The sequence below is a fragment of the Microbacterium phoenicis genome, assembly GCF_047302325.1.
Classification (GTDB): domain Bacteria; phylum Actinomycetota; class Actinomycetes; order Actinomycetales; family Microbacteriaceae; genus Microbacterium.
In genome coordinates this window covers 2,984,113-3,006,068 of sequence record NZ_CP154849.1, presented here as the reverse complement: position 1 = coordinate 3,006,068, position 21,956 = coordinate 2,984,113, and the positions used below count along the sequence as shown (strand labels likewise).

The window sequence follows — 21,956 nt, the reverse complement described above, 5'->3', positions numbered from 1 at the left end:
GATCGAAAGCCCCGACCAATGCTGGTCGGGGCTTTCGTGGTTAACGCGCACTTTCGCTTCCGCGTCGAGGGCCCTTTCCGATAAGCTGGTCGGCTCCGCTCTCGGAGCGGAAGGACCATCTCGTGTCGCATATCGACGTTCAGAACGTCTCACTGTCTCTGCCCGACGGGCGCCCCCTTCTCGACGACGTCACCTTTCGTGTGCCGTCGGGGAAGACGACCGCTGTCATCGGCCAGAACGGTGCCGGCAAGACGACTCTGATGAGAATCGTCCGTGGTGAGGTGTCTCCGCACGCGGGTGTCGTCACGATCGACGGGGCGCTCGGTGTGATGGACCAGTTCATCGGACACGGAGCCGAGGGCAGCACGGTTCACGACCTTCTGATCACCGTTGCGCCGTCTCGCGTCGCACAGGCGGCGCGTGAGCTCGAGGAGGCCGAGAACGCCGTCATCGAGGAAGACTCCCTCGACTCGCAGATGCGGTATGCCGGCGCCATCGCCGACTACGCGGATGCTGGCGGCTACGAGTACGAGACGGTGTGGGACACCTGCACGGTCGCGGCCCTCGGCATCCCGTTCGACCGCGCGCGGTATCGCGACCTCTCGACCCTTTCGGGGGGAGAGCAGAAGCGCTTGGCGCTGGAGGCACTGCTCCGGGGAACGGACCAGGTCCTGCTGCTCGACGAGCCCGACAACTATCTCGACGTGCCCGGTAAGCGGTGGCTCGAGGAGCGCCTGCGCGAGACCCCGAAGACCGTCCTCCTCATTTCGCACGATCGCGAACTCCTCGCGCGCGCGGCGGACCGGATCGTGACCCTCGAAGCCGGCCCGGCGGGCAGCACCGCCTGGGTGCACGGGGGCGGGTTCGGCACCTACTACCGCGCACGCGAAGAACGGATGTCGCGGCTCGACGAGTTGCGACGGAGATGGGACGAACAGCACGTCGCGCTCAAGAAGTTCGTCGTGGACATGAAGGTGAAGGCGGCCGCGAGCGATGAGTTCGCCTCCCGCTACCGGGCCGCCCAGACGCGCCTGCGCCGATTCGAGGATGCCGGGCCGCCGGAAGCCCGGCCGATCGAGCAGCGACTCGACCTCCGGTTGCGGGGCGCCCGGACGGGCAAGAGGGCGGTCGTCGCCGAGGCCCTCGAGCTGAGCGGGCTCATGCGCCCCTTCGATCTGGAGGTCTGGTTCGGCGATCGCGTCGCCGTCCTCGGATCGAACGGGTCGGGAAAGTCGCACTTCCTCCGGCTGCTCGCCTGCGGCGGCACCGACCCCGACGCGCTGCTCGGCCATGTGACCGACGCCGGGGCGGCGCTCGAACGCGTCGAGCACTCCGGGCGAGTCAGTCTCGGCGCGCGCGTCGTTCCGGGATGGTTCGCTCAGACACACCAGCATCCCGAATACTCGGCGCGAACCCTGCTCGACATCCTCCACCGCGGCGACAGCGACCGGAGCGGGATGCCGCGCGACGCCGCCAGCTCCGTACTCGACCGGTACGGACTCGTCGCTCAGGCGGAACAGGTGTTCGACCGGCTGTCGGGTGGGCAGCAGGCCCGCTTCCAGATCCTCCTGTTGGAGCTGTCTGGAGCGACCCTGCTGCTGTTGGACGAGCCGACGGACAACCTCGACCTGGTGTCGGCGGAGGCGCTGGAAGGGGCGCTCGCGTCCTTCGAGGGGACGGTCCTCGCCGTGACGCACGACCGGTGGTTCGCGCGCTCGTTCGACCGCTTCGTGGTCTTCGGCACCGACGGCGAGGTGTACGAGTCGGACGCACCCGTCTGGGATGAGCGACGTGTGACCCGGGCCCGCTGACGGCGGGGCGGGGGAGAGGGCCTCGACGGTAGGCTGGCAGGGTGACCATGGAAATCGAGCTCGGCCGCGCCAAGCGTGCACGCCGCGCGTATGCCTTCGACGACATCGCCGTGGTGCCTTCGCGCCGCACGCGCAACCCCGAGGACGTCTCGACCTCCTGGTCGATCGACGCGTACAGCTTCGGCATCCCCGTGCTCGGCGCTCCGATGGACTCCGTCATGAGCCCCCGGACGGCCATCATGCTCGGCCAGCTGGGCGGTCTCGGCGTCCTGGACCTGGAAGGGCTGTGGACCCGCTACGACGACCCCGAGCCCCTGCTCGCCGAGATCGCGGCGCTTCCCGCCGACGGTGCGACGCGACGGATGCAGGAGCTCTACTCGGCACCCATCAAGCCCGAGCTCGTCCGTGACCGGCTTGCGGAGATCCGCGCTGCGGGGGTCACCGTCGCCGGTGCGCTGACGCCGCAGCGGACTCAGGAGCTCTACGAGACCGTGGTCGCGGCGGGGGTCGACCTCTTCGTGATCCGCGGCACGACCGTGTCCGCCGAGCACGTCTCGAGCGTCGACGAGCCCCTCAACCTCAAGAAGTTCATCTACGACCTCGACGTTCCCGTGATCGTCGGAGGCGCCGCGACCTACACGGCAGCACTGCACCTCATGCGCACCGGAGCGGCCGGCGTCCTGGTCGGATTCGGGGGAGGCGCGGCATCCACCACCCGTGCGACGCTCGGCTTGCACGCGCCGATGGCGACGGCGGTGGCAGACGTCGCCGGCGCGCGTCGCGATTACCTCGACGAGTCCGGCGGGCGTTACGTGCACGTCATCGCCGACGGGGGAGTTGGCACCTCGGGCGATATCGTGAAGGCCCTCGCCATGGGCGCGGATGCCGTCATGCTCGGTGTGGCCCTCGCCCGCGCGACCGATGCTCCGGGACGCGGCTTCCACTGGGGGCCCGAAGCGCATCACGCGAAGCTCCCGCGGGGTCGTCGCGTCGAGGTCGGCCAAGTCTCCTCGCTCGAGGAAGTCCTGTACGGGCCGGCTCCGGTCGCCGACGGCACGGCCAACCTGATCGGTGCACTTCGCAAGTCCATGGCGACCACCGGGTACTCGGACCTCAAGGAGTTCCAGCGCGTGGAGGTCGTCGTCGCGCCGTACGCGTCGTCCCACTGATGACCGCCACCCCGTCCGTCGACGATCTTCCCGAGGTCTTCCCGCCCACGCTGCGGGAAGTCATGGTCCGCCCGTTCTGGATCGGGATGCTGGGGCTCGCCCTGCTCGTCGCCGGGATCTTCGCGTGGCTCGGGCAGTGGCAGCTGGGGAACGCGATCGACACCGACCCGCCGCCGGCGGGCATGACGGAGCAGGTGCGTCCCCTCGGCGACGTCGTGGGTCCCGGAGCATCGCTGCCCGAGCCGCTCGTCGGCCAGCGGGTCGAGGTCAGCGGCTCGTTCGTGGCGGGCGACTTCCGCGTCGTCACATCCCGCTTCGACGACGGAGAACCGGGGTACTGGGTGGCGGGCCAGCTCCGCGTCGATCCCTCGACGACGGGAACCGACGGGCCGACCTCCCTCGCGGTCGCCGTCGGGTTCACGCCCGACCGAGCCGCAGCAGACGAGGCCACGTCGACGCTCAACGCCGCACCGCCTCAGGACGTCGACCTCAGCGGGCGACTCATCTCGGACGAGGGCGCGAAGGAGCCGCCCCGCGGCGGCGATCCATCCGAGATCAGCGCCATGTCGCCGGCCGCGCTGCTGTCCCAGTGGAGCGACACCGACGACCTGGACGTCTACCGCCCGTACCTCGTCTCGGCCGACGCGTTCGGAGGGCTCCGCGGCATCCACTCGCCCGCACCCACCGAGCTGTCCTCGGTCAACTGGCTCAACATCTTCTACGCAGTCGAGTGGGCGGTCTTCGCGGGCTTCGCTTTCTACATGTGGTACCGACTCGCCCGCGATGCGTGGGAGAAAGAGGTCGAGGCCCTGACCGGCGAGGACGACCCCGAGGGCGACGAGCAGCCCTCACCGCGCCCGTAGACTGGAAGCCATGCCCGTTCAGCCCAAACTCGCCTCTTTCCCGGCGATCCGCGGCGCCCTGAAGTTCTACCAGATCGCATCCATCATCACCGGCGTGGGCCTGCTCCTGCTGGTCGCCGAGATGATCCTCAAATACACGCCGATCCACGTCGAGCTGTTCGCCGGCGGTTCCGGAGGGCTGCTGTGGTTCGCCACCGCGATACCGAGCCCCGACTGCCAGTGGTTCTCCCTGTTCGTCCCCGGCAGCAGCACCTGCGACATCGCCTCGACGGGCGACGGGGTGAACATCTCCCTCGCGATTCTGATCGTGCACGGCTGGTTCTACGTCGTGTACCTCTTCGCGTGCTTCCGCGTCTGGAGTCTGATGCGATGGGGCTTCCCCCGCTTCATCGTCCTGGCGCTCGGCGGTATCGTCCCCCTTCTTTCGTTCTTCATGGAAGCGAAGGTCGCCCGCGAGGTCAGGGAGTACCTGGCCGCGCGGGAAGCCGCCGCATCCGCCCCCATCGAAACCCCCACGGAGACCCGGTGACAGAGCAGACCGAAACCTCCCAGCGCCCCGTCCTGGTCGTCGACTTCGGCGCCCAGTACGCGCAGCTGATCGCCCGCCGCGTCCGCGAGGCAGGCGTCTACAGCGAGCTGGTCCCGCACACCGCGACCGCCGCCGAGATCGCTGAAAAGAACCCGGTCGGGATCATCCTCTCGGGTGGCCCGTCGTCGGTGTACGAAGAGGGCGCTCCGAAGCTCGACGCGGGCGTCTTCGAGCTCGGCGTCCCCACCCTCGGCATCTGCTACGGCTTCCAGGTGATGGCGAAGACCCTCGGCGGCGAGGTCGCGAACACCGGCCTCCGTGAGTACGGCGCGACGGATGCCACGATCGTCACCGACAACGTCCTGCTCGAGGGTCAGCCCGTCGACCAGAACGTCTGGATGAGCCACGGCGACCAGGTCAGTGCTGCTCCCGCCGGCTTCGAAGTGCTGGCGCGCACCGCCGCCACCCCGGTCGCCGCGTTCGCCGACAACGTCCGCAAGCTCTACGGCGTCCAGTGGCATCCCGAGGTCAAGCACTCCGACCACGGACAGCGCGTGATCGAGAACTTCCTGCACAACGCGGCCGGCCTCCCCGCCGACTGGAACAGCGACAACGTGATCGCCGAGCAGGTCGAGAAGATCCGGGCGCAGGTCGGTTCGGGCCGCGTCATCTCGGCTCTTTCGGGCGGCGTGGACTCGGCGGTCTCGACGGCGCTCGTCCACAAGGCGGTCGGCGATCAGCTGACGGCCGTCTTCATCGACCACGGGCTCCTCCGCAAGGGAGAGCGTGAGCAGGTCGAGAACGACTACGTCGCCTCGACCGGTGTCCGCCTCATCACCGTCGACGCACGCGAGAAGTTCCTGGACGCCCTCGCGGGTGTCAGCGACCCGGAGCAGAAGCGCAAGATCATCGGTCGCGAGTTCATCCGCGCGTTCGAGAAGGTGCAGTCCGATCTCATCGCCGAAGCCGCGGCGGACGGCGATCCCATCGGGTTCCTCGTGCAGGGCACGCTGTACCCCGACGTCGTCGAGTCCGGCGGCGGCAGCGGGACCGCCAACATCAAGAGCCACCACAACGTCGGTGGTCTGCCGGAGGACCTGCAGTTCGAGCTCGTCGAGCCGCTGCGCACCCTCTTCAAGGACGAGGTCCGCGCCATCGGTCGCGAGCTGGGCCTTCCCGAGGCCATCGTCGGTCGGCAGCCGTTTCCGGGGCCCGGCCTCGGAATCCGCATCGTGGGCGAGGTCACCGCTGACCGTCTCGAGATCCTGCGTGACGCCGACGCCATCGCCCGTGCGGAGCTGACGAAGGCCGGCCTCGACGGTGAGATCTGGCAGTGCCCCGTCGTGCTGCTCGCGGACGTGCGTTCGGTCGGCGTCCAGGGCGACGGTCGCACCTACGGACATCCGATCGTCCTGCGTCCCGTCTCGAGCGAAGACGCGATGACGGCGGACTGGACCCGCCTGCCGTACGACGTGCTCTCCAAGATCAGCAACCGCATCACCAACGAGGTGCGCGAGGTCAACCGGGTCGTTCTCGACGTCACGTCGAAGCCCCCGGGGACCATCGAGTGGGAGTGAGTCCCGGGGGACACCCCCGTGACCGTGCACTCCGCCTCCTCTTGACAGAGGACACGCCGCGCCGCCAGAGTGAGCGCGGGACCCAGCCCTTTCTGCACCGCCGTCTGAGGAGGGGGTGAGGCGTTGATCGAGCGTTCGCGAACGCAGCCGTACGCGCAGTTCGTCCTGGCCGCGGCCAGCCTCATCGTTGTGCTCATTCTGGGCACCATCGACAGCGAGCGCGTCACTCCGCTGCTCCTCGCCGGGTTCGGTGTGATCGTGCTCAGCACGGCGGCCATGACCGCGATCTGGCTCGTGCAGCCGACGCGGCGCACCGTGTGGCTCGCCGCCGTGCCGCTGATCCAGATCGTCGCATGCGTGCCGCTTCGGGATGCCGCCGTCGAGGCGCTCCCCTCCTCGTCGATGCTCATCATCTTCCCCCTGGGCTGGCTCGCGTTCGCCTTCCCGCCCGTGGCCGTCGCAGCCGGAGTCCTGCTCACCGCGCTCGGACCGCTCGTGCAGATCCTCGGGAGCGGCGGGTTCCGCGGCCTCGGCGACGTCATGGCCGTCGCGGCGCTGCCGATCCTCTCCGCTCTCGTCGCCGTGACCGTCGCCCTGATCTCTCGGGACCTCGCCGGGATGCGGGCCCGGATGCAGAGCGTGTCGGACGACCTCGACCAAGCGCTCCGCCTGTCGGATCGAGACACCGCGATGTTGCGCGCGACGCTCGACGCCACCGACAACGCCGTCGCCGTCTTCGACCGTGATGGGCGCCCCATCCTCCTCAACGCCGTAGCCGCGGAGATCAGCGGTCGATCGGGGATCGACGAGGTCGACCGGGACGGCTTCGCCTCCCTGATCTGGCGGGCTGACCCGTCCATGTCGTCCGAGGCCACCGCCGCCGACTTCGTCGAGCGCGTGCGTTCGGGCGATTTCGCGGCGCCCCGCACCGTCGAATTCGGCGGAGATCCCCGCCGCGTGATGCAGGTCATCGTGCGACCGGTCGTCGCTGGCGGCGACGAAGTCGGGATCGTCATCGTCGGACAGGACGTCACCGATCTCGTGAGTGCGGTCGAAGTCCGTGATCGCTTCCTGAGCACCGTCGGGCACGAGTTCCGCACGCCGCTGACCGTGATCCTCGGCCACACCGACATCGCCCTCATGCACGGTTCCGCCGAGGCTGAGCGGTGGGAGGCCGTCGAGCGTTCCGCCGAACGACTGCTCCGTCTCGTCGAGCGTCTCATCGCCGCTGGCCAGACCACGCGCGATGTCGAGGCCCGTTCGGGAGCCTCGCATGTCGGACCGGTCGTGAAGCACGCCGTGACAGAGGTCGCCGGCCGCGCCAAAGAGCGGGGAATCGGCATCCGGATCGGCGTGATGCCCGAGCGCGCCGCTCGCATCGCCGTGCGCGACCTCGCATCGATCCTCGAGGAGCTCCTGCGCAATGCGGTCGAGTTCACGCCCGTCGGCGGCCCCGACGTCGTCGTCTCGGCGCAGGAGGACGGCCGCGACATCGTGGTCACGATCGCCGATCAGGGCATCGGCCTGACCGAGCAGGAACGCGTTCTCGCGTTCGAGCGGTTCTACCGGGCGCCGTACGCCCACGACGCAGCGATCCCCGGCACGGGCATCGGTCTCTCGAACGCCGCATCCCTCGCTGACGCGTACGGCGCGAGCGTGACTCTCGAGCCGAACGGCGCGCGCGGCACGGTCGCGGTCCTGCGCCTCCCGTCCTGAGTCGCGGCGCGTCGGCGGGCCTGGCGCGGTCAGGGCCCAGGCGCGGGTGCGCGAGTCGGTCCCGGTCGGGGCCGCCGGACGATCGCCGAGACTGCACGGTCGCGCCGAGACCGCGGCGCGGGGCTGCTGTCTCGCGCGCCGCGTGCAGTCTCGCGGCGCCCGGGGAGTCTTGCGGCGCGCGGGGAGTCTCGCGCGCCGGGTGCAGTCTCGCGGTGCGCGGGCGGCGCGCGCCGGCAGGCGGCTGGCGACGGGTGGGCGAAGCCACCGGGCGGCGAGACTGCACGCGTGCGCCGAGACCGCGGCGCGGGGCCGCGGTCTCGAGCGCCGCGGGCAGTCTCGCGGAGAGAGGCGTGCGCGCCGGAACGACGAAGGCCGCCCGGTTTCCCGGACGGCCTTCGTGTGAGCGGAACCTAGATCAGTCGTTGCCGCGCAAGATTGCGATCAGGCGCAGGATCTCGACGTAGAGCCAGACGACCGTGACCATGATGCCGAAGGCGCCGACCCAGCCGAACTCGCGGGGAGCGCCGTTGCGGGCACCCTGCTGCACGAGGTCGAAGTCCTGCACGAGGGAGTACGCCGCCATCAGGACCACGACGATTCCGATGACGAGTCCGAGGGGGATGCCGAAGATCTCGGCGCTGTAGAGGCCGAAGCGACCGTCGATGACGCCGGTCCACATGAGCACCAGGTTCACGAGGCCGAAGACCAGGTAGCCGCCCAGGGCGATCATGAAGATCTTGTTCGCCCGCTTGCTGACCCGCACCTTGCCGTTGGCGAACAGCGCCAGCGTGACGCCGACGACCGAGAGGGTCGCGATGGTCGCCTGAATGACGATGCCGCTCCACTGCACCTCGAAGAAGGCCGAGATGCCGCCGACGAAGAGGCCTTCGGCTGCGGCGTAGGCCCAGATGAGGGCCGGGCGGACCTTCTTGCGCGACGTGAAGGTGATCACGAGGGCGAGGACGAAACCGACGAGGGCGCCGATGATCCACGGCATGATCGTGAGCCCGACGGGACGCGTCGCGTCGAGCGTGCCGCCGAGGGTCCAGAACCAGCCCACGAGGGCGGTGACGAGAAGGATGCCGAAGAGGCCCGCCGTCTTGAGGACGGTGTCCTCGACCGTCATGCGGCCCGTGTCAGCGGACGACGCAGTCGGAGCCGCGTACATCCCCTCGAGCTGGGCGTTGGACGCCACGTCGGCGGCCTGGTGCGAGGCTGCCGCGTAGTTCGTCTGGGCTGCCGGGGGAGTCAGGCCGGGGCGCTGCTCCTGGAAGACCGGATTGTTGAAGGCAAAATTGCCGGACGCTGCCATTGTGTGTCTCACTCCAAAAGTCGACTCACAGCGCTGTGCTGTCGATCCAGCGTATCGGACGGGGAAAGCGCGGGTGGGGACCGCCGCTGTGAGAGGACTATGAGGGTGCTACGCCGCCGCGCACATCGCGTTTCCCGCGCCGACCCGGTGGTTAGCCTGGGCGCATGTCGCGTCGTCGCCCGCTCGTCATCGGTCACCGTGGAGCCCCGGGGTACCGTCCCGAGCACTCCCTCGCCTCGTACGAGCTCGCGCTGGACCTCGGCGTCGATGCGGTGGAACCGGACGTCGTGTTCTCGCAGGACGGTGTCGCCGTCATCCGCCACGAGAACGAGATCGGCTCGACGACCGATGTCGCCGATCGTCCCGAGTTCGCGTCGCGGCGTGTCACGAAGGAGGTCGACGGCGCGAGCCACACCGGGTGGTTCGTCGAGGACTTCACCTGGGACGAGCTCGCCACACTCCGGTGCCGGGAGAGGCTGCCGCTCCTCCGGGCTCGCAGCGCCGCATTCGACGGCCGGCATCCGATCATGCGCCTCCGGGAATTGCTCGACCTCGTCGCCGCAGCGGGGGAGCGGGAGGGGCGGGCCTTGGGCGTCGTCCTCGAGGTCAAGCACGCCACCTACTTCGGGTCGCTCGGGTACGACGTCGCCGGGCTGCTCGCGGCCGAACTGCAGGAGGCAGCCTGGAACTCGGGGGCGCGACAGCTCGTCATCGAGTCGTTCGAGCAGCGCATCCTGCAGCGGATGCGGGACCGCGGCATCCGGGCCCGCTACATCTACCTGCTCGAAGCCGAAGGCCGCGCCGCCGATCTCGTTGCGGCGCAGTGCCCCGACGCCCCGACGTACGCGGATCAGCTGACGGCCGGCGGACTGGACCGTCTCGCCCACGAGGTCGACGGGATCAGCCTCGACAAGCGGGTCATCCTCGAAGACCCGGGCGTCGTGGCCGATGCCCACCGCCGCGGGCTCGACGTCTACACCTGGACTTGCCGCCCCGAGAACGCGTTCCTCGCCCGCGAGTTCCAGCGAGGAACGGATGCCGCATCGTTCGGCGACTGGGAGGGCGAATGGCGGCGCATCGCGGATGCCGGTGTCGACGGGGTCTTCGTCGATCACCCCGACCTGGGGGTCGCGTTCTTCGGACGCTCAGACACCGACCGGTAGAATGGATCCCGGTGCGTCAGCACCCCGTGTAACTACCTGATCCGTGGAGAGTCAAGGCGGCACGACGCCTCGTCTGCACGGAGGTCACACATGCCCCTCACCGACTCGACGCCGGTGCGCCCGGCCGAACGCGACAGTCCGATCCGCACGCTCGCTGCGAGCATCGGCATCGGCTACTTCGCCATCGCGCTGATCGCGCGACTGCCCTACGCCATGATCGTCGTCGGCGTCCTGACCATGGTCGTCGACGCCCGCGGGTCGCTCGCGGTCGGCGGACTCACCTCCGCCATGGTCGGCCTCGGCACGATCGCGACCGGTCCGCTCATCGGCGCCGCCGCCGATCGCTGGGGGCAGCGCCCCGTCCTGCTGCTCGCCGCGCTGGTGCAGAGCCTCGTGCTCGTCGCGCTCGTCGCCGTCGCGTACGGCGAGACGCCGGACGGGCTCCTCCTGCTCGTGTCGGCGCTCGCCGGTGCCACCGCCCCGCAGGTGTCTCCGATGTCGCGTGCGCGTCTGGTCGGCGCCATCGGTCGTATGCGCGTCGACGCATCCGCGCGCGGACGGCTGCAGGAATCGACGATGGGGTACGAGTCCGGCGTGGACGAGATGGTCTTCGTCTTCGGGCCCGTCCTCGTCGGCGTCATCGCCATCGCCGCCACCCCTGCGGCTCCGGTCCTCGCCGCGGCGGCACTGACGATCGTCTTCGTCACCACGTTCGCGCTCCACCCGACGGCGCGCACCGCAGGCCACGCCACCGACGCAGGCGAACGCGAACCGGCGCGTCGGATCGCGCGCCCCGGCATCCTTCTCGCCGCCGGCGGCACCTTCGCGACCGGGCTCTTCTTCGGCGCGATGCTGACCTCGCTCACGGCTTTCGCCACGGAGGGCGGCTTCCCGGAGCAGACTGCGATCCTCTACGGGATCATGGGGATCGGGTCCGCGATCCTCGCCATGAGCGTCGGCCTCCTGCCGAGGCGGTTCGTCCTGCCCTGGCGGTGGATCGCGTTCACGGTCGTCCTGCTCGTCGGCGCGGTGCTCGCCGCCGGTGCGACCGGTGCGATCTCGATGGGATGGGCGCTCGCCCTCGCCGGGTGCGGGATCGGTCCGACCCTCGCAACGCTCTACGCGCTCGCCGCCGCACGCTCGCCGCGCGGCCGTGAGGCGACCGTCATGGCGGTCCTCGGCTCGTCCGTCGTCGTCGGTCAGGCGCTCGCGAGCATGGTCGTGGGGTCGCTGGCCGAATCCGCCGGGGCGGCGACCGCCCTGTGGGCGCCCGTCGTCTCGGCCGCGCTGCTGCTGGTGTTCGGGCTGGCCAACCTGCGAGGCCACCGCGCCGTTCATCGACGGGACACAGCAACCCCCTAGGGTGAGCCCTATGACTACTGCCGGCATCGTCGCCGAGGGGGTGCGACGGTCCTTCGGGGACGTCCACGCCGTCCGCGGCGTCACCTTCCAGGCGCCCGAAGGCGCTGTCACGGGACTTGTGGGACCCAACGGCGCGGGCAAGACGACGCTGCTGCTCATGTTGGCCTCACTCCTCGCCCCCGACGCCGGGACCATCCGCATCGGTGGCGTCGACCCCGTCGCCGAGCCGGCCGCGGCCCGCGCGAAGCTGGGATGGATGCCCGACAGTCTGGGCGCGTGGCCCTCCCTGTCCGCTCGCGAGACGATCGCCGTTACCGGCCGTCTCACCGGACTGAGCAAGGATGCTGCGGCGGCCCGCGCGGCGGAACTGCTCGCGACGGTGGGGCTCGAAACGCTGGGCGACGCGCCGGCGCGCGTTCTCTCGCGCGGGCAGAAGCAGCGGCTCGGTCTTGCGCGCGCGCTCGTCCACGACCCCCGCGTGCTCCTGCTCGACGAGCCGGCATCCGGGCTGGACCCGCAGGCGCGGATCGACCTCCGCCTGCTGCTGCGGTCGCTCGCAGCGGAGGGACGCACGGTGCTCGTCTCCAGCCACATCCTCTCCGAACTCGAGGAAGTGGTCGACGACGCGGTCTTCATGGTGCAGGGCGAGACGGTCAGCTCGGAGCGGGTCGCCGAAGCCGCGGGGCGCGCCCGTGCGTGGCGGGTCCGCCTCGCGGATCGGGATGCCGTCGCCGCTGCCCTCCCCGTCGCACAGGCGCTCGGGCTCGATGTCGCGACGATCCCCGTCGACCGCCGCGACGTCCTCCTGCGCTTCGAGGGGGAGGCCGCCGCTGCCGCGGGGCTCGCGGCCCTGGTGGCCGCAGGCCTGCCGGTCGCGGAGTTCTCGGCGGCCAGCGGCATCCTCGAACACACCTTCCTCGACCTCGAAGGGGGTGCGCGATGAACGCCTCGCGCCTGTGGACCATCGCCCGGCTCGACCTGACCCAGCGCATCCGCACCGTCGCCTGGTACGTGATGCTCGGCGTCTTCGCCCTCATCCTCGTCGGGACGACCGCCCTTTCGTTCCTCTCCTTCTCGGGCCAGGAGGACTCCGGCCCCGGGGTCTACTCCGTCGTGGTGCTGATCACTCTGCTCCTCGTCGTCCTCGTGTCGCCGACCCTCAGCGGGAACTCGATCAACGGTGACCGGGATGCCGCGACCCTCGCCTCGCTGCAGGTCACCCAGGCGACGACGACCGAGATCGTGCTCGGCAAGTTCCTCGCCGCCTGGCTGACCGGGCTCGCCTTCGCCGCCGTCGCGGTGCCCTTCCTCGTGATCGCGACGTTGGGGGGCGGAGTCGAGCCGCCGACGGTTCTCGCCTCGACGGCGATCCTCGTCCTCGAGACGGGTGTTGTCGCCGCTCTCGGGACCGCGATCAGCGGTGTGCTCTCCCGGCCGTTGTTCTCCGTGGCCGCGACCTATCTCGTCGTCGCGGCGCTGACACTCGGCTCTCCGATCGCCTTCGGCCTGATCGGTTCGAGCATCACCTCGGAGCGTGTCGACCGTTACCAGGCGGCCGAGTACGACGTCGATGGGGCTCCGGTCTGCAAGGACGGTGTGACCCGCTGCGCCTCGACGCCGGAGGACTGGGTCTGCAGCGAGTGGCAGACCACGGTCTCGCCCGTCATGCGGTTCGACTACGTCTGGTGGATCCTCGCGGCGAACCCGTTCGTGATCCTCGCGGATGCCACGCCGGGTGGATTCGACGCTCAGGGCTATCCGGAGGATCTCTTCAGCGGTGTGAAGTCCACGGTCCGGCAGGCGCAGATCGCTCCGGAACTCGTCTCGTCGTACAGCGAATGCCAGGATCCCGGGCCGGACGGACCGACACCCGAGGACATCGTCGCCTCGACCGTGCCGAGCTGGTTCGTCGGCCTCGGTGGCCAGATCGTCCTGGCGGCGCTCCTGCTCTGGTGGGCGGTGGTGCGCACGCGCACGCCGGCCCGTCGGCTTCCGCCGGGGACCCGCATCGCCTGACCAGAGCCGGGTGAGGATCCTCTCATCTGCACAAATTCCTCTTGGGGGATCGACAGGGGGTGCATAGCCTCCTATCAGCCTCGGCTGCGGCATCCGTCTCGGGCGGTCCGCGACACCCCGCCGAGCGCTCTTCCCAGAAGGAAAGGCGGTCCCCCTTGCACCGACGCATCCTGGCGGTCGCGGGCGTCCTCGCGCTCTCGCTGCCCACGACCGCGGCCCTCGCCGCGACACCCGACGACGATCCCACGGCGCGCTTCGATCGCAGCGTCTCGACCGGCGCGCTCGACAGTGACGTCTCCGCCGCGGCGATCGACCCGGACCGGCAGGTCTCGGTCGTCCTCGAGATGGAAGGCGAGCCCGTCGCCGTCGTCGAGGCGGAGGAGGGGCGTTCCCTCAGCAAGAACGAGCGCACGACCGTCAAGAAGGACCTCAAGGCGGCGCAGGACAAGATCCGCTCCGGGATCACTCAGCGAGGCGGAAAGATCCGCGCGCAGATGCAGTCTGCCTACAACGGCATCCAGGCAACGATCCCCGCCGCGCAGCTCGACGACGTCGCCGCCCTCCCCGGCGTCGTGGCCGTGCACCCCGTCGTCCGGCACGAGCTCGACAACGCCGTCTCCGTGCCGTTCCTCGGCGTCCCCAAGGTGTGGGAGAGCACCGGCTACACCGGTCAGAACGTCAAGGTCGCGATCATCGACACCGGCATCGATTACACCCACGCCGGATTCGCCGGCCCGGGAACGATCGAGGCGTACGAGGCTGCGGCCGCGACCTCCGATCAGCCCGCCGACCCCGCCCTGTTCGGCCCGAAGGCTCCCCGCATCAAGGGTGGCATCGACCTCGTCGGTGACGACTACGACCCGTCCGGGACCGGCGACGCCCTCATCCCGAAGCCCGACCCGAACCCCCTCGACTGTGAAGGCCACGGCTCGCACGTCGCCGGCACGACCGGCGGTTCGGGTGTCCGCGCAGACGGATCCACCTACACCGGCCCCTACGACGAGTCGACTCCGTCGGTCGACTTCCGGGTCGGCCCCGGCGTCGCGCCCGAAGCCGACCTCTACGCCGTGCGCGTGTTCGGCTGCGACGGCTCCACCGAGATGACGATCCAGGCCATCGACTGGGCCGTCGACAACGGCATGGACGTCATCAACATGTCGCTGGGCTCCTCGTTCGGCACGGGCGACGACCCGAGCGCCGTCGCGGCGGCCAACGCCGTCGGTGCCGGTGTCGTCGTGGTGGCCTCGGCCGGCAACTCCGGTCCGAGCCCCTACCTGACCGGGTCGCCCGGCAGCGGTGACGGCGTCATCGCGGTCTCCGCGATCGACAGCACCGCCTCGTTCCCCGGCGCCATCCTGACGGTCGGCGGCAAGAAGGTCGAAGCGATCAACGCGAACGGCGCATCGCTCGACGGCCTGGGCGACCTCACCGTCGTGCGACTGACGAACGACCCCGCGACGCCCGCCAACGAGGCGCTCGGATGTGCGGCATCCGATTACACCCGTGTCGGCGTCACCCCGGGCGGCAACCAGATCGCCGTCGCCGAGCGTGGTACCTGCGCACGTGCGGCCAAGGCGATCTTCGCCCAGCAGGCCGGTGCGGCCGCGGCGGTCATGGTCAACTCCACCAACGACCTGCCGCCCTTCGAAGGCGCCATCACCGAGAACCCCGACGACGGCACGCCGTACGAGGTCACCATCCCGTTCTTCGGGGTGCGCTCGTCGGACGGTGCCGCATTCGTCAACGGTGCGACGGTGACGGTCGCGGCTCAGGAGATCGCGAACCCCGCCTTCCGCGGCTACGCCTCGTTCAGCTCGTCGGGACCGCGCAGTGGGGACAGCGCGATCAGCCCCGACGTCGCCGCGCCCGGTGTCTCGACCTCGTCCGTCGGTGTCGGCACCGGAAGCGACTCGGCCGTTCTCTCGGGCACGTCGATGGCCGCGCCGCACGTGGCCGGCGTCGCCGCCCTCACGGTGCAGGCGCACCCGACCTGGGACACCGAGCAGATCTCGGCGGCCCTCGTCTCGACGGCGGACCCGGACGCGATCGCGGGTCTCGACCCGACCCGCGGCGGAGTAGGCCTCGTCGACACTGCCCAGGCGGTCGCCACGACGGTCACGGCGACCGGAGACGTGTTCCGCACCGAGAGCGGCCGCATGCGCGAGGCGGCTCTGAGCTTCGGCTTCGACGAGTCGACCGGCAAGCTCGACAGCACGAAGACGGTCACCGTCCGCAACGACGGCAAGAAGGCGGTCACCTACCGCGTCTCGACCGCTCCGTCGGCGCAGTCGCTGAAGGCGAAGGTCACGACGAACACCAAGACGGTCACCGTCCGCCCCGGGCGGACCGCGACCTTCCGGGTGTCGGTCTCGATCGCGGCATCGTCGATCCCGAGCTCGCTCTCGGCTGACGACCAGTTCGCGTTCTACGAGGTCTCGGGCAACGTCGTCCTGACGTCGAAGGGCTCGACGCTGCGGGTTCCCTACCTGCTCGTCCCGCGCTCCAACAGCGACGTGACGGTCAAGGGAGCGCTCAGCTCGCGTGGTCGTGTCACCGACGGAGACCGCACGCTCGAACTGAACAACCGCAAGGGTGCTCTGGACGCGGCGGCGGACGTCTACACGTGGGGTCTTTCGGACAAGAAGGATGCCCCGAAGTCCCTCACCGACACCGGGTACGACCTGCGCGCCGCCGGCGTGCAGTCGTTCGCGACGACCGGAGGCGACCACCTGGCCGTCTTCGCCGTCAACACCTGGTCGCGGTGGTCGAATGCAGCCTCCAATGAGTTCGACGTCGTGATCGACTCGAACCGCGACGGCACGCCCGACTGGGTCGTGTTCTCGTACGACTCGGGCGCCGTGCGCTCGGGTTCGGTCGACGGTGTCGCCGAGGTCTTCGTTCAGAACGTGAAGACTAAGGAACTCATCCCGAGCGGATTCCTGGCCCAGGCGCCGACGGACAGCAGCACCATCCTGCTGCCGGTGAACCTCGCCGACCTCGGCATCACGGGACCGTTCGACTACACCGTGCAGTCGTTCAGCGGCACGACCGACGGAAGCGACGCTTTCGACGGGAAGTCCAGCTACGACCCGAGCAAGCCCGCCTTCGGCAACGGCCAGTACGAGGTCGTCCCGAAGGGTGGCAAGGCGTCGGTGACGGTGCGGACCAGTGCCGGGGCCTACGCCGCGCAGAAGCCGCTCGGTGCGATGGTCGTCGTCGTCGACAACGAGTCGGGCGCTGACGAGGCGCTGCTGGTCAAGACCAACTAACGCTCACGGATGCCGAAGGGGGCGGTGCGTCGAGGACGCGCCGCCCCCTTCGGCATCCGTCCTCAGCGTTCGCAGAGGCGCGGCTCATCTCCGGTGCCGAAGCGGTAGTCGAAGGTACGGTCGTCCACGCGGACGACGACGCGGTACCCCTCGACGATCGCCTGCGTGTACGCCATTCCGGGAGCAGGGCAGCCGAGGGACCCGTCCGAGAACTCGACGCGCTCGGAGGAGACCAGGGCCGGATCGCCCGAGACTCCGCGCGCGGAGAGATCCGCCCTCACGGCGGCCCATTTCGCCGGGGGCAGATCCGCGGCGGACCCGGTAGGTCCCAGAGGGGCGGGGCTCGCAGTGAGGAACGGGGGCCGGCTCGAGGCCGGGCTCTCGCCGGGAGTGGGCATGGCGGCTCCTTCCGTCGCGCAGGCGGTGAGGGTGAGGCCGGCCCACACGACGACCGCCGCGGCGGACATGAGACGTGTGCGCATGCGGGCACCTCCTGCCGGAAGGTTACGCGCGTCGCGCGCGCCGGGGCAGGGGGTGGTGCGCGTAGCCTGAGCCGATGATCCCTTCGGCTGCTCGGACCGCCTTGGACGTCGTCGACTGGCGCCGGCGCGTCTTCGCCCTTTACGACGTCGTACGGGCAACGCCAGATCCCGAGGCGGCGCACGACCTGTGGCGGAGCGGGCGGAACGAACTGCTGGCGCACCATCCCGCGACGCCGATCCTTCCCGAGGACCGGGCGGACTTCGACGGGGTGCCGGTCGCTCCGTACGACCCGGCCTGGCGGTTCGAGGTGCCGCTGCAGCCCACGGAGCCCGGCGGGTTCGAGTTCGCGACCGGGACCGACGGGGTGGTCCCCTTCGAGCGGGTCGCCGTCGTGGAGCTGCCCGATGTCGGCTCGCTCGATGTGTGGCGCCTGACGACCTACGGCGGTGGGCTCTTCATTCCGCTGCGGGACGCATTGGCGGGGCGACCGGACGGGACCTACGGCGGCGGCAGATATCTGATCGACACGATCAAGGGCGCCGACCTGGGAATGGATGCCGGATCCGGCACGATCGTGCTCGACCTGAACTTCGCGTACAACCCGTCGTGCGCCTACGACCCGGCCTGGGCCTGCCCGCTCGCCCAGCCCGGGAACGTGCTCGCCGCGGAGGTTCCGGTCGGCGAACGCTACGCAGGCGTCTGATCCCGGGCGTCCGCGCGTCGGCGTCGGGTACGCCACGCTGTCCACGCGCCTGTCGACCACAGGGCGATGATCACGAGCAGCGGTTGGAAGAGCAGACGGATGCCGCGGGCGAGGTCGGTGTCGAGCCCGAACGCGTCGGTGCCTCGCACGAACTGCTCGATGTTCCCGGGGAAGATCGCGATGAAGAACGCCGCGACCGTCCATCCGACGGCGACGCGATGACGTCCGACGAGCAGCGCGAGGCCGAGCGCGATCTCGACGATTCCGGAGGCGACGACGACGAGGTCGGTGGGGAGCGGCAGCCACCGCGGGACCTGGGCGACGAATTCCGCGCGCGCGAAGGTCAGGTGAGCGGTGCCGGTGAACACCAGCCCCGCGCCGAGGAGCAGACGGGCGATCGTTCGCGGCGCGCTCACGGCTCGAGCATGCCGAAGCGCTGTCCGCGGAGGCCGTCGGCTGCCGTAGACGCGACGGCGGGAGTCGAACCCGCTGCACATCCGGTATGACCCGGTGCCCGGGACCACCCGGACCGTCGCGATGTTGTCACGCTAACCCGGACGGCGGACGTCGCCGCAGGGGATGACCGCAGATGACGCGGCGTGTCGGCGTGTGACGAGCTCACTGATCTTTCTTGCCGTTGCCGTTGCCGTTGCCGTTGCCGTTGCCGTTGCCGTTGCCGCTACTGCCGTTGCCGTTGTTCTTGCTGTCGTGGACGGCGGAGTTTTCGTTCGCACGCTCCTTGGCCCTCTGGCTCGCGTTCTCCTGAGCCGGCTGGCCGGGGGCTTCAGTCTCGGCATCCACGGGGGCGGGGTCGGCTTCGCGCAGCGTCGATTCCTCTGCGGTCTCGTCGGTCGAGGTGTCGACGGTCACGACGGCCTGCTCGCCGCCGTCGACGACGAGCTCCGCAGGGGCGGGCGACGTCGGCTCGCTGATGGTCTGTTCGGGCGCCGGACGGCCCCCGGGGGTGCCGTCGGCCCACCATGAGCTGAGGAGGACGATGTGGATCGCGGCGATGACACCCACGGCGCCGGCGACGATCCACCCGCGCGAGCGGCGGGTGCGCCTGCGCGACCGGGTCGCCCGGCCGGAGGCTCCGCGTGTGATGACATCGGGTGCCGACGCGCTCACCGCCCGCGTCACGGGCTCGGCGCTCGCCGGGGCGATCTCGAAGGGCTGCGTCGCCTGGTCGAGGGTCGACGCGGCGGGACGCGGCACACGGACGACGTTCGTCGGAAGGGACCGCGCACGCAGCGCGACGTCACCCGCGGTGGGGCGGTCGCCGGGGTCCCGCGCGATCATGTCGCCCAGCAGCGAGGACCACTCCGGACCGAGCCACGTGGGGATCTCCGGCGTCTCGACCAGGCGCGCCATGACGCGGCCGATGCCCGACGCCTCGGGGAAAGCGCGATCGCCCGTGATCGTCTCGAGCGCGAGGAGCCCGAGCGCGTAGACATCCGCGGGCGGACCCGCGAGCTCGCCGCGCACCTGCTCGGGGGCGAGGTATGCCGCAGTGCCGATGACCGTCCCCGGCGTCGTGTGGCGGGTGCTGTCGGCGAGGTAAGCGACCCCGAAGTCGGCGAGCTTCGCCCAGAATCGGCGGCCGGGGAGTGTGGAGGGCGCGAGGAGCACATTCGACGGCTTCACGTCCCGGTGCACGATCCCGGAGCGGTGGACGACATCGAGTCCCGAGGCGAGCTCGCCGATGAGGCCCGCCGTCTCGTCGGCATCCAGCGGTCCGCTCTGCAGAGCGGCGGCGAGCGACTCGCCCTCGATGAACTCCATCACCAGGTACTCGGGTTGCCCCGGAACGATCTTGGCGTCGTAGAGCGTGACCAGGGAGGGGTGGTTCAGCGAGGCGAGCAACGACATCTCGGTGCGCGCGCGGGGGAGGATCGCCGGGTTCTCGGACTCGGCGCGCATGATCTTGATCGCGACCGTACGGCCGAGGACGACGTCCTCGGCGCGATATACCCGCGCCATCCCGCCCTGGCCGACGCAGGGACCGAGGACGTACCGTCCGTCGAGCATGCCCGACGTGACGGGCTTGTCGGACGGTTCAGTCACGGCCACTCCTGCGGATATCTCGGACACGAGTGTCCGCCCTACGCCGCCCGGCAAAAGCGACACCACGAACGTAGAGGGTCGATCGCGTCAGGTCCGGCGGGTTGACTCGCGCGTGGATTGGTGTAAGCGCCGATCCGCGAGAGATCGCTGCGCCGCACGGAGAAGACCTGCGACGCCGGCGATGGCCACGAGCCCGCCGATCACGAGCAGGCCGATCGCGACAGCGGGCCCGATCTTCGCATCCGCCACCGTATCGATCAGCGTGCTGGTCGCGCGGGTCGAGGAGGTGACGCCGTACCCCGCGGCGGCGATCGCTGCAAATGTGAGGCCCCACACAATGGCTGCCCAACGGGTCCGTGGTCCGGCGGTTCGAGGAGCGGATGCCGCGGCTTCGTCGACGGTCGGAGGCTCCAGGTCGTCGAGCGGGGTCATGGGTGCGTCGGTCATGACGGGTTCCCTTCGGAGTCGAGCCTGATATTCGATTCGATCTGGATGTAGCCGGAGTCCTGCTCGAGAACCAGCTTCTGCGTCGTTCGCGGCGCCTCGGTATCCCCCAGGGAGGCGGTGTAGCGGGTCTGGCCATCCGAAAGCGGGGTGATGATCATTCCTTCGATGTCGCTCAACCCGACGTAACCATCGGCGACGTACATGCCGCCGGTCGCGTCGGTGGTGACGATCTCGAGATCCACGCGCACTCCGTCGGCCACTGAGACGAATGTCGTACCGAGGCGCTTCTGGAGGTGAATGACGCCGCTGCGACCGGTGTCTTCGAGGCCGACCCATAGCGTGCCCCAGGGCTGCCTGAACGTGTCGGCGGGGGAGTCGCGGTTCGACAGGCTTCCCGTCCAGACGTGCAGCTCCCGCGCGACGGTGACTCCCGTGGCCGCGGCGCCTCCGAGGAGTGTGACGGCGGTGACGAAGGCGAGGAAGCCGCTGCGGCGTCGCAGAGCTCCGGAGACGGTCGTGGCGCCGGCGAGGACCAGGGCACCCGCGAACAGCCCGGCGGCGATCGGATCGCCTCCGGCCGTCGACAGTGCGACGATCGTCCCCACGATCACCGCGACGCCGACGGCGAGCGCCACGAACGCGAGCGGGGCTCGGGGAGCGGTCGCGTGCCGCTCCCGCCGCTTCGCGGCCGCCTCCGCCGCGAAAGCCGCCGCGGACTCCTGGCGCTCGCGGCGCAGCTGGTCACGGGCGGCGCGCGCGGCATCCTGCTGCTCCCGGCGCCACGCCTGATCCTGTTCCTTCCAGGCGGCGTGCTGCTCGCGCCACCGGGCGAGGTCGTCCTGCGTCGCGGCGCCGGCGGGTGTCTCGGGCTCGGCTGGGGCGTCCCGGTCCTGAGGTGGATCGGAGACGGCCGGCTCGGCCGCATCCGACTCGGTCGGGTCTGCGGTCGCCGCCCGGACGCGCCGCGCACGCCACGGTGCGGCGACCAGCACGGCGACGACCGAGAACACGATCGCCGCAGCGGCGAGGAGGATGACCACGACCCCGACATCCCCGAGGTAGGCCCCGCCGAGGACGGCGAGGCTCGGGATGCCCAGGATGAGCGGAAGCGGTGCGGGGACGAAGGATGCCGCGATGAACAGGAGTGCTCCGACTTGGCCGGCGTGGAATCGGCGGTGCCAGGCCTCCTGGGCCGGGATCCGCCCCGCGGTGTCGGGGAGGAAAGCCCACGCCGCCCCGTAGACCAGCGCCACCGGAAACCCGATGATCGCGAGGACCACGAGGATGCCGCGCACGATCAGCGGATCGACTCCCCACCGCGCGGCGGCCCCGGCAGCCACCCCTCCGAACCAGCCGTCCATGCGCATGACGCCGAGGGTCGAGGTCCACTCGAAGAAGCGGTCGCTCCCACCGGGCACGGAGGAAGGCTGATCGACGGGCTGTGCGCTGGTCTGCGGCGAAGGCATGTTCCG

General features: G+C 70.2%; 18 protein-coding genes. 12 read left to right on the top strand and 6 right to left on the bottom strand.

Features of this window, described 5'->3' with window-relative positions; genetic code table 11:
- Positions 1–122: 122 nt before the first annotated feature.
- From ABCU91_RS14745 to ABCU91_RS14720, 6 genes are all read left to right on the top strand, one after another.
- Positions 123–1,811 carry an ABC-F family ATP-binding cassette domain-containing protein gene (locus ABCU91_RS14745; protein ID WP_413354288.1) on the top strand — a complete coding sequence of 563 codons (1,689 nt, stop codon included), beginning with the start codon at positions 123–125 and terminating at the stop codon, positions 1,809–1,811.
- A 47-nt stretch (positions 1,812–1,858) separates the two neighbouring features.
- Positions 1,859–2,980: a GuaB3 family IMP dehydrogenase-related protein gene (locus tag ABCU91_RS14740; protein ID WP_065569716.1), complete on the top strand. Its 1,122-nt coding sequence runs from the start codon at positions 1,859–1,861 to the stop codon at positions 2,978–2,980.
- Positions 2,980–3,843: an SURF1 family protein gene (locus ABCU91_RS14735; RefSeq protein WP_406923438.1), complete on the top strand. Its 864-nt coding sequence runs from the start codon at positions 2,980–2,982 to the stop codon at positions 3,841–3,843. Before ABCU91_RS14740 ends, ABCU91_RS14735 begins: the two co-directional genes overlap by 1 nt.
- 10 nt (positions 3,844–3,853) lie before the next feature.
- Positions 3,854–4,372 carry a DUF3817 domain-containing protein gene (locus tag ABCU91_RS14730; protein ID WP_406923439.1) on the top strand — a complete coding sequence of 173 codons (519 nt, stop codon included), beginning with the start codon at positions 3,854–3,856 and terminating at the stop codon, positions 4,370–4,372.
- Positions 4,369–5,949, top strand: a complete 1,581-nt coding sequence (gene guaA, locus ABCU91_RS14725) for a glutamine-hydrolyzing GMP synthase (protein ID WP_413354287.1) — start codon at positions 4,369–4,371, stop codon at positions 5,947–5,949. The genes ABCU91_RS14730 and guaA overlap by 4 nt, the downstream gene beginning before the upstream one ends.
- A 123-nt stretch (positions 5,950–6,072) precedes the next feature.
- A complete protein-coding gene (locus tag ABCU91_RS14720; protein ID WP_406923440.1) occupies positions 6,073–7,665 on the top strand; it encodes an ATP-binding protein in 1,593 nt (530 codons plus the stop codon).
- Between the two features lie 415 nt (positions 7,666–8,080).
- On the opposite strand, the gene ABCU91_RS14715 is transcribed toward ABCU91_RS14720, so the two are convergent.
- Complete coding sequence (locus ABCU91_RS14715; protein ID WP_091356484.1) at positions 8,081–8,977, bottom strand: Bax inhibitor-1/YccA family membrane protein; 897 nt, start codon at positions 8,975–8,977, stop codon at positions 8,081–8,083.
- Positions 8,978–9,141: 164 nt separating this feature from the next.
- On the opposite strand from ABCU91_RS14715, the gene ABCU91_RS14710 reads away from it, so the two are divergent.
- The 5 genes from ABCU91_RS14710 to ABCU91_RS14690 all read left to right on the top strand — a co-directional run bounded on the left by ABCU91_RS14710 (position 9,142) and on the right by ABCU91_RS14690 (position 16,787).
- The gene (locus ABCU91_RS14710) at positions 9,142–10,140 is read left to right on the top strand and encodes a glycerophosphodiester phosphodiesterase family protein (protein WP_413354286.1); all 999 of its coding nucleotides are present in this window, start codon (positions 9,142–9,144) and stop codon (positions 10,138–10,140) included.
- A 90-nt stretch (positions 10,141–10,230) separates the two neighbouring features.
- Positions 10,231–11,502: an MFS transporter gene (locus ABCU91_RS14705; protein WP_413354285.1), complete on the top strand. Its 1,272-nt coding sequence runs from the start codon at positions 10,231–10,233 to the stop codon at positions 11,500–11,502.
- A 10-nt stretch (positions 11,503–11,512) separates the two neighbouring features.
- The gene (locus tag ABCU91_RS14700) at positions 11,513–12,445 is read left to right on the top strand and encodes an ABC transporter ATP-binding protein (protein WP_413354284.1); all 933 of its coding nucleotides are present in this window, start codon (positions 11,513–11,515) and stop codon (positions 12,443–12,445) included.
- Positions 12,442–13,518, top strand: coding sequence for an ABC transporter permease (locus ABCU91_RS14695; protein WP_413354283.1), 1,077 nt, complete (start codon positions 12,442–12,444; stop codon positions 13,516–13,518). The genes ABCU91_RS14700 and ABCU91_RS14695 overlap by 4 nt, the downstream gene beginning before the upstream one ends.
- Positions 13,519–13,673: 155 nt before the next feature.
- Positions 13,674–16,787 (top strand): S8 family serine peptidase, encoded by a 3,114-nt coding sequence (locus ABCU91_RS14690; RefSeq protein ID WP_413354282.1) that lies wholly within the window; start codon positions 13,674–13,676, stop codon positions 16,785–16,787.
- Positions 16,788–16,849: 62 nt separating this feature from the next.
- Here ABCU91_RS14690 and ABCU91_RS14685 read toward each other — a convergent pair whose 3' ends face one another.
- Positions 16,850–17,269 (bottom strand): hypothetical protein, encoded by a 420-nt coding sequence (locus ABCU91_RS14685; RefSeq protein WP_413354281.1) that lies wholly within the window; start codon positions 17,267–17,269, stop codon positions 16,850–16,852.
- Between the two features lie 74 nt (positions 17,270–17,343).
- Here ABCU91_RS14685 and ABCU91_RS14680 point away from each other — a divergent pair, with 74 nt between their 5' ends.
- Positions 17,344–17,973, top strand: coding sequence for a DUF1684 domain-containing protein (locus ABCU91_RS14680; protein WP_406923447.1), 630 nt, complete (start codon positions 17,344–17,346; stop codon positions 17,971–17,973).
- Here ABCU91_RS14680 and ABCU91_RS14675 read toward each other — a convergent pair.
- The 4 genes from ABCU91_RS14675 to ABCU91_RS14660 all read right to left on the bottom strand — a co-directional run bounded on the left by ABCU91_RS14675 (position 17,958) and on the right by ABCU91_RS14660 (position 21,950).
- Positions 17,958–18,389, bottom strand: a complete 432-nt coding sequence (locus ABCU91_RS14675) for a hypothetical protein (protein WP_413354280.1) — start codon at positions 18,387–18,389, stop codon at positions 17,958–17,960. The two genes, ABCU91_RS14680 and ABCU91_RS14675, sit on opposite strands and share 16 nt — an antisense overlap.
- Before the next feature lie 202 nt (positions 18,390–18,591).
- The gene (locus tag ABCU91_RS14670) at positions 18,592–20,037 is read right to left on the bottom strand and encodes a serine/threonine-protein kinase (protein WP_413354278.1); all 1,446 of its coding nucleotides are present in this window, start codon (positions 20,035–20,037) and stop codon (positions 18,592–18,594) included.
- An 87-nt stretch (positions 20,038–20,124) separates the two neighbouring features.
- Entirely contained in the window at positions 20,125–20,484 is a 360-nt protein-coding gene (locus ABCU91_RS14665) for a hypothetical protein (protein WP_413354277.1), read from the bottom strand.
- Positions 20,481–21,950 carry a PspC domain-containing protein gene (locus ABCU91_RS14660; RefSeq protein WP_413354276.1) on the bottom strand — a complete coding sequence of 490 codons (1,470 nt, stop codon included), beginning with the start codon at positions 21,948–21,950 and terminating at the stop codon, positions 20,481–20,483. Before ABCU91_RS14660 ends, ABCU91_RS14665 begins: the two co-directional genes overlap by 4 nt.
- Positions 21,951–21,956: the final 6 nt, after the last annotated feature.

Coding starts and splice junctions, on each gene's coding strand:
- ABCU91_RS14730 (WP_406923439.1), top strand. CDS start 3,854: ATGCCCGTTCAGCCCAAACTCGCCTCTTTCCCGGCGATCCGCGGCGCC.
- ABCU91_RS14705 (WP_413354285.1), top strand. CDS start 10,231: ATGCCCCTCACCGACTCGACGCCGGTGCGCCCGGCCGAACGCGACAGT.
- ABCU91_RS14695 (WP_413354283.1), top strand. CDS start 12,442: ATGAACGCCTCGCGCCTGTGGACCATCGCCCGGCTCGACCTGACCCAG.
- ABCU91_RS14740 (WP_065569716.1), top strand. CDS start 1,859: ATGGAAATCGAGCTCGGCCGCGCCAAGCGTGCACGCCGCGCGTATGCC.
- ABCU91_RS14700 (WP_413354284.1), top strand. CDS start 11,513: ATGACTACTGCCGGCATCGTCGCCGAGGGGGTGCGACGGTCCTTCGGG.
- ABCU91_RS14665 (WP_413354277.1), bottom strand. CDS start 20,484: ATGACCGACGCACCCATGACCCCGCTCGACGACCTGGAGCCTCCGACC.
- ABCU91_RS14710 (WP_413354286.1), top strand. CDS start 9,142: ATGTCGCGTCGTCGCCCGCTCGTCATCGGTCACCGTGGAGCCCCGGGG.
- ABCU91_RS14735 (WP_406923438.1), top strand. CDS start 2,980: ATGACCGCCACCCCGTCCGTCGACGATCTTCCCGAGGTCTTCCCGCCC.
- ABCU91_RS14715 (WP_091356484.1), bottom strand. CDS start 8,977: ATGGCAGCGTCCGGCAATTTTGCCTTCAACAATCCGGTCTTCCAGGAG.
- ABCU91_RS14660 (WP_413354276.1), bottom strand. CDS start 21,950: ATGCCTTCGCCGCAGACCAGCGCACAGCCCGTCGATCAGCCTTCCTCC.
- ABCU91_RS14680 (WP_406923447.1), top strand. CDS start 17,344: ATGATCCCTTCGGCTGCTCGGACCGCCTTGGACGTCGTCGACTGGCGC.
- ABCU91_RS14685 (WP_413354281.1), bottom strand. CDS start 17,269: ATGCGCACACGTCTCATGTCCGCCGCGGCGGTCGTCGTGTGGGCCGGC.